We start from the raw sequence: 14,933 nt of genomic DNA, 5'->3' as shown, positions 1-14,933 counted from the left end.
GCACCGCTTCAGGAAAACGGTGATTGAAATGGTAAAACGCCGCGACGGCATAAGCCGGTCGCGGCGCGGGTATTTCAGCGATTGAAACGGGTTTACTGGATCTGCCCGTGGCAATGCTTGTATTTCTTGCCCGAACCGCAGTAGCACAATTCGTTACGCCCCAGCTTCTGCTCGTTGCGTACCGGTGCGGCGGCGAGGGCCACATCGACCTCTTCGCCCAACACTTCCGGCTGCTCCAGGCCTGGCGCTTCTTCATGCAGGAACTGCATGCGTGCCGCCAGTGCTTCGGCTTCCTGACGCAGGCGCGCCTCTTCTTCGACCGGATCTTCGCGACGAACCTGCACGTGCGACAGCACACGAATCGAGTCGCGCTTGATCGAATCCAGCAGCTCGGAGAACAGCGTGAACGACTCGCGCTTGTATTCCTGCTTCGGGTTCTTCTGGGCATAACCACGCAGGTGGATGCCGTGACGCAGGTGGTCCATGGTCGACAGGTGGTCTTTCCACAGGTCGTCCAGTACGCGCAGAACGATTTGCTTCTCGAAGGTGCGCAGCGCCTCGGCGCCCGCCTGGTCTTCTTTCTCGTTGTACGCGGCGATCAGTTCCTGCATCAGCTTCTCGCGCAGGGTTTCTTCGTACAGGTGATCGTCTTCGTCAAGCCACTGCTGGATCGGCAATGCCACGCCGAAATCGCTCTGCAATGCAGCTTCCAGACCGGCCACGTCCCACTGCTCAGGCAGCGATTGCGGCGGAATGTGTGCGCTGACGGTAGCGTTGAGCACGTCTTGACGGAAGTCAGCGATGGTTTCACCGATGTTGTCCGCGGCCAGCAACGTGTTACGCATGTGATAGATCACTTTACGCTGTTCGTTGTTGACGTCGTCGAACTCGAGCAGTTGCTTACGAATGTCGAAGTTGCGGCCTTCAACCTTGCGCTGGGCCTTTTCGATGGCGTTGGTCACCATGCGGTGCTCGATCGCCTCGCCTGGCTGCATGCCCAGGGCCTTCATGAAGTTCTTCACCCGGTCAGAGGCGAAGATGCGCATCAGGCTGTCTTCCAGCGACAGGTAGAAGCGGCTGGAACCGGCGTCGCCCTGACGGCCGGCACGACCACGCAGCTGGTTGTCGATACGACGCGATTCGTGACGTTCGGAGGCGATCACCTGCAAACCACCCGACTCGAGCACTTGCTGGTGACGCTTCTGCCAGTCGGCCTTGATCTGGGCGATCTGCTCAGGGGTCGGATCTTCGAGGGAGGCAACCTCCACTTCCCAGTTGCCGCCCAACAGGATGTCAGTACCACGACCGGCCATGTTGGTGGCGATGGTCAGTGCACCCGGGCGACCGGCCTGGGCGATGATCTCGGCTTCCTTTTCGTGGAACTTGGCGTTCAGAACCTTGTGTTCGATGCCTTCCTTCACGAGCAGGCTGGACATGTGCTCGGAGGTTTCGATGGTCGCAGTACCCACCAGCACCGGACGACCGGCCGCCATGCTTTCCTTGATGTCGGCGACGATTGCCGCGTATTTCTCTTCGGCGGTCAGGAACACCAGGTCGTTGTAGTCCTTACGGGCCAACGGCTTGTTCGGCGGAATGACCATGACCTGCAGGCCGTAGATCTGATGGAACTCGAACGCTTCGGTGTCTGCGGTACCGGTCATGCCGGACAGCTTGTTGTACAGACGGAAGTAGTTCTGGAAGGTGGTCGACGCCAGGGTCTGGCTTTCGGCCTGGATGTTCAGGTTTTCCTTGGCTTCGATGGCCTGGTGCAGGCCTTCGGACAAGCGACGGCCCGGCATGGTGCGACCGGTGTGCTCGTCGACCAGGACAACCTGGCCATCCTGCACGATGTATTCGACGTTGCGGTGGAACAGTTTGTGCGCGCGCAGACCGGCATAAACGTGGGTCAGCAGACCCAGGTTGTGTGCCGAGTACAGGCTTTCGCCTTCAGCCAGCAGGCCGAGGGAGGTCAGCGATTCTTCTACGAATTGATGGCCTGCTTCGTTGAGTTCGACCTGACGGGTCTTCTCATCAACAGTGTAGTGGCCAGCCTTGGTGACTTCGCCTTCAACTTCTTCGACGTGCAATTCCAGGCGCGGGATCAGTTTGTTGATCTCGATGTACAGCTTGGAACTGTCCTCTGCCTGACCGGAAATGATCAGCGGGGTACGGGCTTCGTCGATGAGGATGGAGTCGACTTCGTCGATCACGGCAAAATTGAGTTCGCGCTGGAATTTTTCTTCCATGCTGAACGCCATGTTGTCGCGCAGGTAATCGAAACCGAATTCGTTGTTGGTGCCGTAGGTGATGTCGGCAGCGTAGGCAGCACGCTTCTCTTCCGGCGGCTGGAACGGCGTGACCACGCCGACCGTCAGGCCGAGGAATTCGTAGAGCGGGCGCATCCAGTTGGCGTCACGACGGGCCAGGTAGTCGTTCACCGTCACAACGTGCACGCCCTTGCCGGACAGCGCGTTGAGGTAAACGCCCAGTGTTGCCACCAGGGTCTTGCCTTCACCGGTACGCATTTCCGCGATCATGCCTTCATGCAAGGTCATGCCGCCGATCAGCTGGACGTCGAAGTGACGCATGCCCATGACGCGCTTGCCGGCTTCGCGGGCGACCGCAAAGGCTTCTGGCAGCAGCTTGTCGAGGGTTTCCCCTTTGGCGAAGCGGGCCTTGAACTCATCTGTCTTGGCACGCAATTGATCGTCCGAAAGGGCCACCATTTGCTCTTCGAAGGCATTGACGAATTGCACCGTCTTGAGCATGCGTTTGACTTCACGCTCGTTCTTGCTTCCAAAAAGTTTCTTTAACAAAGGCGCAAACATATCGGCAGGATCTTCCACACTAAAGGGATGGAGGGCGGCCCCGTGAGTCGCCCGTGCAGCCCTCATGGCCGCATGCGAACGAGCATTCTACCCGGAAACGGTGGTGAGGAAAGTGGCGTTATTCCACGATGCTGGCACAGCGCTGTGACGGGGCTCACTTAAAATAGGGGCGTTTTGCTGAACTTCAACCCACTCATGGCAGAAGTTACTTGTTGATTTAATGGGTAAAGCGCGCGCAAAGCAATGGGTCAGGTGCATTCCCTGCTTTCTGCTACCATGGCGCCTCTGTTACTTCAGGTGTCTGATCATGGCATTTCGCCCTCTTACGGCCAGAGCACCCGCCGTTCTGCTTCGCGAAGCCAAGCCGCTCAAAGCCATTCTCGGTCACGCACAACGCCTGGGGCATTTACAACGCCTGCTGGAAAGCCAGTTGCAGCCTGCTGCCCGTGAGCATTGTCATGTCGCGTCCTGGCGCGAAGGCAGTTTGTTGCTGATTGTCACCGACGGTCATTGGGCCACCCGCCTGCGTTACCAGCAAAAACGCCTGCAACGGCAACTGCAGATGTTCGACGAGTTCGCCAATCTGACGCGCATCCTGTTCAAGGTGCAGCCGCCTACCGTTCAGCGAGGCGCGACCGGGCATACGATGGATTTGTCCGTTGATGCGGCCGCGACCATTCAGGCCACGGCCGATGGCATCAGCGACCCCAATCTACGGGCGGCGCTGGAGCGCTTGGCGGCGCATGCCAGACCCAGGACCTGATACAAATCCAATGTGGGAGCGGGCTTGCTCGCGAAGGCAGTGGGTCAGCCGACATCAATGTTGAATGACACACCGCCTTCGCGAGCAAGCCCGCTCCCACAGTTAGATTTTTTCCACTCGCTACCTGCGTTTTTTGCTGCCTAGCAACGACCCCATCAAGCCTCGCACCAGCTGTCGGCCAAGCGAATTGGCCGCCTGTTGCATCGCCGATTTCAGCGCCTTCCCTGCCGCCGTACCGAGAAACTCCCCGGCCTGTTCGGTGAAGCTCGGCTCTGCAGCCGCCGGTTTTTCGGGCGCGGCTTGGGCCTCAGGCGCCAGCCCCTTGCGCCCGATCAGCACTTCATAGGCTGACTCGCGATCGATCGGCTTGTCATAACGCCCCTGCAATGGCGAACCGGCGATCAGCGCGGTGCGTTCTGCGGCGCTCAGCGGCCCGATGCGCGATTGCGGCGGTGCCACCAGCACCTGCTGGACCATTGCCGGTGTGCCTTTTTCCTGCAGAGTGCCGACCAGGGCTTCACCAATCCCCAGCTCGGTGAGGACCGACAGGCTGTCGAACGCCGGGTTCGGCCGGAAACCATCAGCCACCGCGCGCAGGGATTTCTGTTCCTTGGCGGTGAACGCGCGCAACCCGTGCTGGATACGCAAGCCCAACTGCGCCAGCACATCATCCGGCAAGTCACCCGGGGACTGGGTCACGAAATACACGCCCACACCTTTGGAACGAATCAAGCGCACGACCTGTTCCAGGCGATCACGCAACGCCTGGGGCGTGCCGTTGAACAGCAGGTGCGCTTCGTCGAAAAACAGCGCCAGCAACGGTTTGTCGGCATCACCGCGCTCCGGCAGTTGCTCGAACAGTTCGGCCAGCAGCCACAACAGAAAGGTCGCGTAGACCTTTGGCGCCTCGTGCACCAGGCGGCTGGCATCCAACAGGTGAATTCGCCCGCGACCGTCGGCGGTTGGCTGCAGAATGTCTTCGAGCTGCAACGCCGGTTCGCCAAACAAGGCTTCGGCGCCCTGTTGCTCCAGGGTCGCCAGGCGCCGCAGCAGCGCCTGGCTGGAGCCTGTTGTCATCAGCGCGGCGTCGTCACCCAGCAACAGCGGGTTGTCGCGCAGGTGATTGAGCAACGCCTTCAGATCCTTGAGATCCAGCAGCAACAAGCCTTCGCGGTCGGCGACTTTGAATGCGGCATACAACGCCGACTGCTGGCTGTCCGTCAGCTCCAGCAGACTTCCCAGCAGTAGCGGCCCCATTTCACTCAGGGTGGTGCGCAATGGATGACCTGACTGACCGTGAACATCCCATAAGGTCACCGGGTATGCCTGAGGCTTGTGGTTCAGCCAGGGCATCCCGGCGATGCGCTCGGCAATTTTGCCCTGGGGGGTGCCGGCAGCGCCCAGACCGCAAAGGTCACCCTTGATGTCGGCGGCGAATACCGCCACTCCGGCATCGCTGAAGGCTTCGGCCAAGCGTTGCAACGTGACGGTTTTGCCGGTGCCGGTGGCACCCGCGATCAAACCGTGGCGGTTCGCCAGGCGCATTGCCTGGGCAATCGGCTGACCGGCGAGGTCGGCACCGATAACGAGTTGCAATGAATCAGGCATTTGGTCACCCATGGTTAATCTTTAATCCTGCACGGCCGATAGAGGTAACGACAGACCAGTCTGAAAATCGAGTAGGACATTTCCCCTAAGGAAAGACGGAAATATCAGCTTGTTTCAACACTGCCCAATCCGCGCGCTTTTATAAAAAGCACGCACTGGACATTAAGACCTTAGCGGAACCTCAAGCCATGAACAAAAATCTGCGCTTCAGCCATAAGATCCTGCTAGCCGCGGCTCTTATCGTGATTGCCGCCTTCGCCTCATTTACGCTGTACAACGACTATTTGCAGCGCAATGCCATTCGCCAGGACCTGGATAATTATCTCAACGAGATGGGCGATGTGACCGCCAACAATATCCAGACCTGGTTGACCGGCCGCATTCTGCTGATCGACAACCTCTCGCAAAATATTGCGATCAATCCAGAGCAGGCCAACGTATCGGCGCTGCTGGAACAGAAAGCCCTGACGTCGACGTTCATGGCGACCTATCTGGGTGACGCCACCGGGCACTTCACCATTCGTCCGGATGCGAAGATGCCTGATGGCTTCGATCCGCGGGTTCGCCCCTGGTACAAAGGTGCAGAAAGCAGCAGCACGCCTACCCTGACCGAACCCTACATCGACGCGGCGACCGGGCAGCTGATCATTTCCATGGCCACGGCCTCGAGGAAAGCCGGACAAAGTGTCGGAGTGGTGGGCGGTGACCTGAGCTTGCAAACCTTGATCGACACCCTCAGCGCCCGTGACTTCGACGGCATGGGTTATGCGTTTCTGGTCAGTGCCGACGGCAAGATCCTGGTTCACCCGGACAAAGCGCTGGTCATGAAATCCCTGAGCGAGGCCTATCCGAAAGATACCCCGCGCATCGGCAGCGGCTTTGCCGAGGTAGAGGTCGACGGCAAGACACGCATTGTCTCCTTCACCCCGATCAAAGGTCTGCCTTCGGTCAACTGGTACATCGGTCTGTCGGTCGACAAGGAAAAAGCCTTCTCGATGCTCAGCGAATTCCGTACTTCGGCGGTCGTTGCCACCGTTATCGCAGTGGCCATCATCATTGCCCTGCTGGGCATGTTGATCCGCATCCTGATCCAGCCGCTGCACGTGATGACCCGCGCCATGGCCGACATTGCCGACGGCGAAGGCGACCTGACCAAACGCCTGACCATCGAGAACAACGATGAATTCGGCAGCCTCGCCACCGCATTCAACCGTTTCGTGGAGCGTATCCACACCTCGATCCGCGAAGTGTCCTCGGCGACCGGGCAAGTGAACGAAGTGGCGTTGCGCGTAGTGGCCGCTTCCAACTCGTCGATGTTCAACTCAGACCAGCAAGCCTCGCGCACCAGCAGCGTGGCGGCAGCGATCAACCAGCTCGGCGCCGCCACCCAGGAAATCGCGCGCAACGCCGCGCAGGCATCGACACAGGCCAGCGACGCCCGCAGCCTGGCTGAAGACGGCCAGCAAGTCGTGGACCGCAGCATTGTCGCGATGAATCAGCTGTCGAGCATGCTCAGTGCCTCAAGTACCAACATCGAGTCGCTGAACAACAAAACCGTGAACATCGGGCAAATCCTCGAAGTCATCACCAGCATTTCCCAGCAAACCAACTTGCTGGCACTCAACGCCGCGATCGAAGCCGCCCGTGCCGGTGAGGCGGGTCGTGGTTTCGCCGTGGTGGCGGACGAAGTTCGCAACCTCGCGCACCGTACCCAGGAATCGGCGCAACAGGTGCAGACCATGATCGAGGAGCTGCAAGTCGGCGCCCGGGAATCGGTCAGCACCATGAGCGACAGCCAGCGCCACAGTCAGGACAGCGTAGAAATCGCCAACCTGGCGGGCGAGCGCCTCAACAGCGTGACACTGCGCATCGGTGAAATCGACGGCATGAACCAATCGGTGGCCACTGCGACCGAGGAGCAGACGGCGGTGGTCGAGTCGATCAACGTCGATATCACCGAGATCAATACGCTGAACCAGGAAGGTGTGGAAAACCTGCAGTCGACGTTGCGGGCGTGCTCGGATCTGGAGCAGCAGGCCGCGCGGTTGAAGCAACTGGTGGGTAGTTTCCGGATTTAAGGCGCTTTTGCGGGCCTCTTCGCGGGCAAGCCCGCTCCCACAGGGATCCTCATCGGGCACAGGTTTTGTGTACGACGCAGATAATCTGTGGGAGCGGGCTTGCTCGCGAAGAGGCCATCAAGAACTCTATATACAGCCCGGCTGCCCCCCACCCGCAAAACCCCAACCGAACATCTATTCTTCATAAAGGTCAACCAAGGGAGTACCAGGACCGGACCGGAGGGATGTTCACCGTGCATATCGCTGACATAACCATGTTCTACGCCCCTGCCAGTGGGGGCGTGCGAACTTATCTGGATGCCAAGCACCGTCGCCTCGGCATCAGGCCAGGCATTCGCCACAGCTTGCTGATTCCCGGATCATCCTTGAGTGAACAGGATGGCATCTACAAGGTTCCGGCCCCCGCCCTGCCCTTCGGCAAAGGCTATCGCTTCCCTCTTCGCCTCGCGCCCTGGCGTAATGTCTTGCAGGATTTGCAACCTGACCTGATCGAAGTCGGTGACCCCTACCTCACCGCCTGGGCGGCGCTTGATGCGCGTCGGCAACTTGATGTCCCGGTCATCGGTTTTTATCACTCAGACCTGCCGCTGCTGGTGAGCAATCGCATGGGCAACTGGGTGACGACCAACGTCGAAGCCTATGTCAGCAAGCTCTATGGCAACTTTGACCGGGTATTGGCGCCAAGCCGGATCATGGCCGACAAGCTGGTCGGGCTGGGGGTGAAGAACGTTTTCGTGCAACCGCTGGGAGTCGACCTGCAAACCTTCCATCCCAGTGCCAGGGACCCGGAACTGCGGGCCGAACTGGGCATTGATGAAAATACTCATTTGCTGATCTTCGCGGGGCGTGGCTCGAAGGAAAAAAACCTGCCGGTGCTGCTGGACTGCATGAAACGCCTGGGCCGGCGCTATCACTTGCTGCTGGTCGGTTCGTCGACGCCCGCCGCGGTGCCGGGTAATGTCACGGTAATCGATGGGTTTCGTCCAGCCGCCCAGGTCGCGCGGCTGATGGCCAGTGCCGATGCGCTGTTGCATGCCGGAGATCAGGAAACCTTTGGCTTGGTGATCCTCGAAGCCATGGCCAGCGGCATTCCGGTGGTAGCGGTGGCGGCCGGTGCCTTTCAGGAGATTGTCACCGAAGAATGCGGCCTGCTCTGCGCGCCCAACGATCCCGCAGCAATGGCCAATGCAGTGCGTGAATTATTCAATGGCGCCAGCGCGGTACTGGGTCGACAGGCTCGCAGCCATGTCGAACGGCATTACGCCTGGGACGCCGTGGTCGATAGTCTGTTGGGGCACTACCACGCCGTACTGGGCAGTCACTGGCCGCTGACGGCCAATGGTTGAGCCCATGAACAATCGCGGCCTGTTACTTGTGCTGCATGACGTCGCGCCGCCGACCTGGAGTGATTACCAGCCGTTCGTCGAAGCCGTCGATGCCTTGGGCGACATACCGATGACCTGGCTGGTGGTACCGGACTTCCACCGTCACAGCGATCTGGACACCCATCCGCAAATGCGCCGCCTGCTCGGAACACGGATCGCGCGGGGCGACGAGTTGGCCCTGCATGGCTATTTCCATTGTGATGACGGTCCAAGGGCAAGCAATCCCCGCGACTGGTTCATGCGCCGGATCTACACCCACGAAGGCGAGTTTTACAGCTTGTCCCGGGAAGCAGCCCTCAGCCGACTCCACGCCGGTGTCGAACTGTTCCAACGCTACGGCTGGCCGCTACAGGGTTTCGTCGCGCCTGCCTGGCTGATGAGCGAAGGCACTCGGGACGCGCTGCGCCAGCTCCCGTTGAGTTACACCAGCGATGCGCAGCATTTATATCGCCTGCCAGAATTCACGGCGATTGATGCCCCGGGGCTGGTGTGGAGTGCCCGCAGTGCCTGGCGGCGGGGAATATCGAAGATTGTCAGCGATCGCCGTGAGCAGCGCTGGCAGGATGCCCCCGTGATTCGCCTTGGTCTGCACCCGGTGGACATGCGACATGAGTTCTCCCGCACTTACTGGCTGCAAACTCTCAAGCGCCTGCTCGAGGACGGACGTGTGCCATTGACCAAGGCGCAGTGGTTGGCGCAGCACAGCCACTGTATAGGCCGCGCCGCATGAGTCGGGTGATTGTGCTGGTTGTCGGCCTGCTCGCTGCGGTGCTGATTCCGTTGTTGCTGGGCGGTAACGAGACGTGGTCGAGACTGCAGGGCTTCCCGCTGAACTGGCTGCTGATCATGTTCGCCATGATCCTGCTGTGCTGGATTATCAATACTCTGCGTTTGCGCCTGTTACTCGCCGACCAGCGCGACAAGCTGGGTCCATTGAAAAGCCTTGGCGTGGTGATGGCTGCCGAATTCGCCTACTGCGCCACTCCTGGCGGCAGCGGCGGACCGCTGACCATCATGGGCTTGCTCGCCCGTCACGGCGTGCGCCCGGCCAGGAGCAGCGCGGTGTTTGCCATGGACCAGCTCAGTGACCTGTTGTTTTTCCTCTGCGCACTGAGCGGCATCCTGATTTACGCACTGTTCCAGCACCTCAGCGAACGCATGGAGTGGCTGCTGATGGTGAGCGCCATTTCGATGTTCGGCGGGTTGTTCAGTTGCGTGATGCTGGCCCGCTATCATCGGCTGCTGATTCGTCATAGCGGTCGTTTGCTGGCGCGTCTGAAGGTTAAAAGTAGCACCCGAATGCGCTGGGCACGAAAGCTCCTGCATTTTCTGGCGGCTTTTACCGACACCCTCAGGTTACCTTTTCAGACGTTGATCATGGTGTTCGCCCTGACCTGCCTGCACTGGGGGTTGCGCTACAGCGTGCTGTACCTGGCGCTACGGGGCCTGGGAGCGGATTTGCAGTGGGCCTGGAGTTTTCTGATCCAGATGCTTTCGCTGAGCGCCGGGCAATTCAGCCTGTTGCCCGGTGGTGCCGGGGCGGCGGAATTGACCTCGGCGGCGTTGCTGGCGCCCATGGTGGGGAAATCGACAGCGGCTGCGGCGATTCTGATTTGGCGCGCGGTGACGTATTACTTTTACTTGCTGGTGGGTGGCCCGGTTTTTTTGCTGATGGTCGGGCGGCCATTGCTGAAGAAGTTGATGAGGTTCAAGGAGGCGTAAGTTTGTCCTCAGACTCTTGTTGCAGTTGCTCCCACAACTGGGCAGCCCCAGGAAAATCGGTTCCGTCTTCAGCACTCAGATCATCAGGGTCGTAGCGACTCAAACAGCCTTCGCCCAATGTGGCTGGTGCTTTGGAAGTGGCTTTGTCCAACGGATCAGCCATGTTCATATCCTCAGTGCAGAAACGGCGAAGGGCCTGAAGCGATTGAACGCCCAGGCCCTTCGAATTTCAACCCTGTCGTTGGGCTGTCAGAACACCACGGTCTTGTTGCCGTGCACCAGCACCCGGTCTTCCAGGTGATAACGCAGGCCCCGGGCCAGAACCATCTTCTCGACGTCACGACCGAAACGTACCATGTCTTCGATGCTGTCGCCGTGATTGACGCGTACCACGTCCTGCTCGATGATCGGACCGGCGTCCAGCTCTTCGGTCACATAATGGCAGGTAGCACCGATCAGTTTCACACCACGCATGGAAGCCTGATGGTAGGGCTTGGCGCCAACGAATGATGGCAGGAAGCTGTGGTGGATGTTGATGACCTTGTGCGCATACTCGCTGCACAAGTCCGGCGGCAGGATCTGCATGTAGCGGGCCAGCACTACCACTTCGGCATCGTGCTGCTTGACCAGGCGCGACACTTCAGCGAACGCCGGTTGCTTGTCCTGTGGATTGACCGGAACGTGGTAATACGGAATACCGTGCCACTCGACCATGCTGCGCAGGTCATCATGGTTGGAAATCACGCAGGAAATTTCGCAGTCCAGTTCATCGCTATGCCAGCGGTGCAGCAAGTCTGCCAGGCAGTGCGACTCGCGACTGGCCATCAGTACGACACGTTTCTTTTGTTCGGTATCGGTGATGCGCCAGTCCATCGAAAATTCTTCGGCGATCGGGGCAAAAGCTTCGCGCAACGCTTCAATACCGAATGGCAGAGAGTCGGCACGAATTTCGTGACGCATGAAGAACCAACCACTGAGATTGTCCGAGTGATGGCTCGCTTCGGTGATCCAGCCATTATGTGACGCCAGAAAGTTACTGACTTTGGCAACGATGCCGACGCGGTCCGGGCAAGAAATCACCAGGCGAAAAGTGCGCATGAGGGGGAAACTCCAGAACTTCGCAAAGGCCGCCATTCTAGCGATTACGCAGCAAAACTGCAGTATTGATGATGCCCAGGCCGGGCAGAACGCACGCAAGCTCCGGTGATCGGCATCGCGCCTGCCCGCGCGGATGCTCTTGATTGTCCATTGCGGTTGTTGTTTGTAAACATTCGTAAAGGATCGGGTCACACTTTTAAAATGCTCAGGCAATGCGCTCGCTTGCAGTGCAACTAAAATAAATAAAACCGGGGTTAATTGTTTACTTGATGAAACACCCTGACTATTATTGCCGCACTGTCACCTGCCATCCAGCGTCCTACATAAGGTAGTCACCATGTCCTTGATCAACGAATATCGCGCCACCGAAGAAGCTATCAAAGAGCTGCAAGCCCGTTTGAAGAACCTGTCCCAAGACGACAAACTGCAAACCGAGCTGGAATTCGAAGGCAAACTGCGCACCCTGATGGGTGAATACTCCAAGTCCCTGCGCGACATCATCGCGCTGCTGGATCCAGAGTCCAAAACCAAAGCACCACGCGGCGGCGCAGTAAAAACTACTGGCACCAAGCGTGCTCGCAAAGTTAAACAATACAAAAACCCGCACAATGGCGAAGTCATCGAGACCAAAGGTGGCAACCACAAAACTCTGAAAGAGTGGAAAGCCAAGTGGGGCGGTGATGTGGTTGAAGGCTGGGCTACCCTGCTGGGCTAAGCCGCAAAGCTTGTCGCAGACGGATCCGTGACGATAAAAGAACGCCAGCAAATGCTGGCGTTTTTTTATGCGCGAAATCCAACCTGCGGCTGTTCGATCTCAAAGATTCAAACGTTGGCGCAATTGCTGGACATACCCCTGCCACTCGCTCAGTACCTCTCGCTGAGGCGCAGTAGCAGTAAGGTTCAACTGGCTTTGGGCCGCGAGAAAACTTTCCAGGGTATTTGGCGCTCCCCATTCAGGATCCGACAGACGCTTCTGACAGAACATTCTCCAGCGTTCCAGCTCTTCGCTACTCAATAAGTCTGGAAAGTTACGTGCGCGATATCGAAACAATAATTCAGGCAAACGTTCATCATCGAACGGCCACTGATCCTGACCTAATTGTGCCGGGTCCACGGTTCTGACTTGTTCACATAAACGCCGATCCCGATCGCCAATAAAACCGTCATATAACTGTTGCTCGGGGTCCTGGCTTTGAGAAAAATCCTCCCGCGCATAAATCGCCGAAACTTTATCCTGCCAAACTTTCTGCGCGTCGTTTAGCCGCAGCACACGCTGTTGATACAAAGCCATATCCAGCCCGAGACGATGTTGATCCTCAGGGCGAAGCACCGCCAATGGCGCCACCACCGGGCATTTGTTGATGTGGATAAGTTTCAGCGGTACCGGCAATTCGCCTTCCGCCAGATCTTCACGGCGGGTGTAAAGGCGCTGGCGCAAGGTTTCGGCATCAAGATCGAACAGGCCCTGGGGGTCCAGGTGCAAGTCACAGACTATCAAGGCATTCTTGTTGCGCGGGTGCCAGGCCAGCGGCAGCACCACGCCGACGTAATGACGTGCCGCAGAGAAGCGCCCGGAAATATGCACCATCGGCTGCAGCAGGCGAATCTGCTCCATCACCTTGTGCTTACTGCGCAGCTGGAACAACCAGTCGTATAGTTTTGGCTGTTTTTCCCGGATCAGCCGAGCCAGGGCGATTGTGGCGCGAACGTCGGACAGCGCTTCGTGGGCATTGCCATGGTCAATACCGTTGGCAGCAGTCAAACGTTCGAGCTTGAGCGTTACCCGCCCTTCTTCATCCGTCGGCCAATGGATGCCATCAGGGCGCAAGCCATAGGCTGCGCGCACTACATCGATCAGGTCCCAGCGACTATTGCCGCCCTGCCATTCGCGCGCATAGGGATCAAAAAAGTTTCGGTACAAGCTATAGCGAGTCATCTCGTCGTCGAAACGCAAGGTGTTGTACCCTGCGCCACAGGTGCCCGGTGCAGCCAGCTGGGCATGTACCCGGGTCATGAAATCCGCTTCGCTCAAACCGTGTTCGGCCAGTATTGCCGGGGTAATCCCGGTAATCGCGCAGGCCGCTGGATGCGGCAGGATGTCGTCACTGGGTCGACAGTAAAGATTGACCGGTTCGTCTACCTCATTTAAATCAAAATCCGTGCGCAACCCGGCCATTTGCAAAGGTCGGTCGCAACGGGGATTGATGCCAGTGGTTTCGTAGTCGTACCAGAAGATGGAGGTCACGGGCGCTTCCTGAACTGAAGATCGGCAAAGTCTAGGCGTTCACATCCCGCCCCGGCCAGCAATCTTGTCATTGGAGCACCTTGTACGCACTCTTATGCAATACATAGTTATGTCGTGTTCCCCGGCGAGGCTGCCAGCATCGAACAGGGATATCCCGACCAGGTCCTGTCATGGCGTGCCAATACGCAGGCGCTGCGCTCACAGTGCCTTCAGACAGACGCCGGTAACGGTTGAAAGCTGAAGTATTGCCTCAGCGCCTCGACCAGTTGCCCATACTCCGGCGGCGCCTGTTGAACGCTGAATCCGGCGTCGTAGTGCTGAGGGGTTGCGTCTTCATGACACCACAGGCAGCGCGCCCGCAGATCGATGACTGGCGTGCAGTCCTTGCTGGCAGGAAGCTTGAGGCGCAAATCGAAATCGGCGCCGATCATCATCGGCAATTGGCTGATCAGCATCAGCCCGTCTTTGGAAACGTTGCCCAGGAAACCTATGGGTTTGCCAGTGACGCTGTTGAACACTTTGAGATAATACGGCAGCTGATGCCGCTCAATCCGGCGATGGGTGAACATGTGAGATTCGCCATGCAAGGCTCTTAAGCAGAGCCGCACTACTGCTTCGGAACGGGTCTGGATTATCGATGCCCGCTCTCCCCGTTCCCGGTGCATCAGTCATTACGATGCTGTGGATTACTTGTGCCGGTCACAGGTGATGCCCGGTCTGGAGCCTGGGCTCTCAAACCGGTTTCTTCGACTATAGCTCACCAGCGCCGGGGAGCCAGCCATTGGCTGCTCACCACCATCAGAACTGCGTCGGACGTACCGCGGCGGCACTGCGCAGCGGGTAGTGGCCCAGGCTCTGCAAGGTTTCCAGGCGGGCACGGGCGCGGTAGGCGTATTCGCTTTGTGGATAAGTAGCGATGATGAATTGATAGGTCTGTGCCGCATCGATGAACATCATCGTTCGCTCCAGGCACAGGCCGCGCAACATCGATACCTCCGGCCACACATAAGGCCGCGCCCGGCTGGCCCGCTCGACCTTGGACAGCTCCCGCGTCACCTGCTCGCAATTGCCCCGGTCATAGGCGCTGTAGGCATTATTGAGATGATGGTTCATCGACCAACGGGTGCAGCCCGTCACACTGAGGGCAAGGGCAGCAATGAGCATGAATCGCATGGGGGATCTCCTGTCTTGAACGCTGTATCGACC

General features: G+C 58.6%; 13 protein-coding genes. 6 read left to right on the top strand and 7 right to left on the bottom strand.

The genetic code is table 11. The annotated features are described in order from the left end of the window. Positions 1–92: 92 nt before the first annotated feature. Complete coding sequence (gene secA / locus AC07OG_RS06205; protein ID WP_495066479.1) at positions 93–2,828, bottom strand: preprotein translocase subunit SecA; 2,736 nt, start codon at positions 2,826–2,828, stop codon at positions 93–95. 307 nt (positions 2,829–3,135) lie between these two features. Between secA and AC07OG_RS06200 the strand changes: the two genes are divergently transcribed. Then, positions 3,136–3,591 carry a DUF721 domain-containing protein gene (locus tag AC07OG_RS06200; protein WP_060539629.1) on the top strand — a complete coding sequence of 152 codons (456 nt, stop codon included), beginning with the start codon at positions 3,136–3,138 and terminating at the stop codon, positions 3,589–3,591. Positions 3,592–3,711: 120 nt separating this feature from the next. On the opposite strand, the gene AC07OG_RS06195 is transcribed toward AC07OG_RS06200, so the two are convergent. After that, positions 3,712–5,199, bottom strand: coding sequence for a helicase HerA-like domain-containing protein (locus tag AC07OG_RS06195; protein ID WP_495066478.1), 1,488 nt, complete (start codon positions 5,197–5,199; stop codon positions 3,712–3,714). A gap of 188 nt (positions 5,200–5,387) precedes the next feature. Between AC07OG_RS06195 and AC07OG_RS06190 the strand changes: the two genes are divergently transcribed. From AC07OG_RS06190 to gpgF, 4 genes are all read left to right on the top strand, one after another. Beyond that, positions 5,388–7,277, top strand: a complete 1,890-nt coding sequence (locus AC07OG_RS06190) for a methyl-accepting chemotaxis protein (RefSeq protein WP_060539628.1) — start codon at positions 5,388–5,390, stop codon at positions 7,275–7,277. A gap of 224 nt (positions 7,278–7,501) precedes the next feature. After that, the gene (gene gpgS / locus AC07OG_RS06185; RefSeq protein ID WP_495066477.1) at positions 7,502–8,623 is read left to right on the top strand and encodes an N-acetylglucosaminyl phosphatidylglycerol synthase; all 1,122 of its coding nucleotides are present in this window, start codon (positions 7,502–7,504) and stop codon (positions 8,621–8,623) included. Continuing rightward, the gene (gpgD, locus tag AC07OG_RS06180) at positions 8,616–9,392 is read left to right on the top strand and encodes an N-acetylglucosaminyl phosphatidylglycerol deacetylase (RefSeq protein ID WP_495066476.1); all 777 of its coding nucleotides are present in this window, start codon (positions 8,616–8,618) and stop codon (positions 9,390–9,392) included. Before gpgS ends, gpgD begins: the two co-directional genes overlap by 8 nt. Next, the gene (gene gpgF, locus AC07OG_RS06175) at positions 9,389–10,384 is read left to right on the top strand and encodes a glucosaminyl phosphatidylglycerol flippase (RefSeq protein ID WP_218424618.1); all 996 of its coding nucleotides are present in this window, start codon (positions 9,389–9,391) and stop codon (positions 10,382–10,384) included. The genes gpgD and gpgF overlap by 4 nt, the downstream gene beginning before the upstream one ends. Here gpgF and AC07OG_RS06170 read toward each other — a convergent pair. After that, entirely contained in the window at positions 10,371–10,547 is a 177-nt protein-coding gene (locus tag AC07OG_RS06170) for a hypothetical protein (protein WP_177336932.1), read from the bottom strand. The genes gpgF and AC07OG_RS06170 overlap by 14 nt on opposite strands. 86 nt (positions 10,548–10,633) lie before the next feature. Next, on the bottom strand, positions 10,634–11,482 hold the full coding sequence (gene purU / locus AC07OG_RS06165; RefSeq protein WP_218424619.1) for a formyltetrahydrofolate deformylase: 849 nt from the start codon (positions 11,480–11,482) through the stop codon (positions 10,634–10,636). 337 nt (positions 11,483–11,819) lie between these two features. On the opposite strand from purU, the gene mvaT reads away from it, so the two are divergent. After that, positions 11,820–12,197: a histone-like nucleoid-structuring protein MvaT gene (mvaT, locus tag AC07OG_RS06160; RefSeq protein ID WP_007933316.1), complete on the top strand. Its 378-nt coding sequence runs from the start codon at positions 11,820–11,822 to the stop codon at positions 12,195–12,197. A 99-nt stretch (positions 12,198–12,296) separates the two neighbouring features. On the opposite strand, the gene sbcB is transcribed toward mvaT, so the two are convergent. The 3 genes from sbcB to AC07OG_RS06145 form a co-directional block, all read right to left on the bottom strand. Next, entirely contained in the window at positions 12,297–13,727 is a 1,431-nt protein-coding gene (gene sbcB, locus AC07OG_RS06155; RefSeq protein WP_495066475.1) for an exodeoxyribonuclease I, read from the bottom strand. 209 nt (positions 13,728–13,936) lie between these two features. Beyond that, positions 13,937–14,296, bottom strand: a complete 360-nt coding sequence (locus tag AC07OG_RS06150) for a PilZ domain-containing protein (RefSeq protein WP_060539622.1) — start codon at positions 14,294–14,296, stop codon at positions 13,937–13,939. Positions 14,297–14,525: 229 nt separating this feature from the next. Next, entirely contained in the window at positions 14,526–14,900 is a 375-nt protein-coding gene (locus AC07OG_RS06145) for a tetratricopeptide repeat protein (protein WP_060539621.1), read from the bottom strand. Between the last annotated feature and the right edge of the window lie 33 nt (positions 14,901–14,933).

The organism is Pseudomonas sp. GW821-FHT09H03, assembly GCF_059415945.1.
Note: the sequence above shows the minus strand (reverse complement) of the source record. Positions and strands in the feature narration are given on the sequence as shown.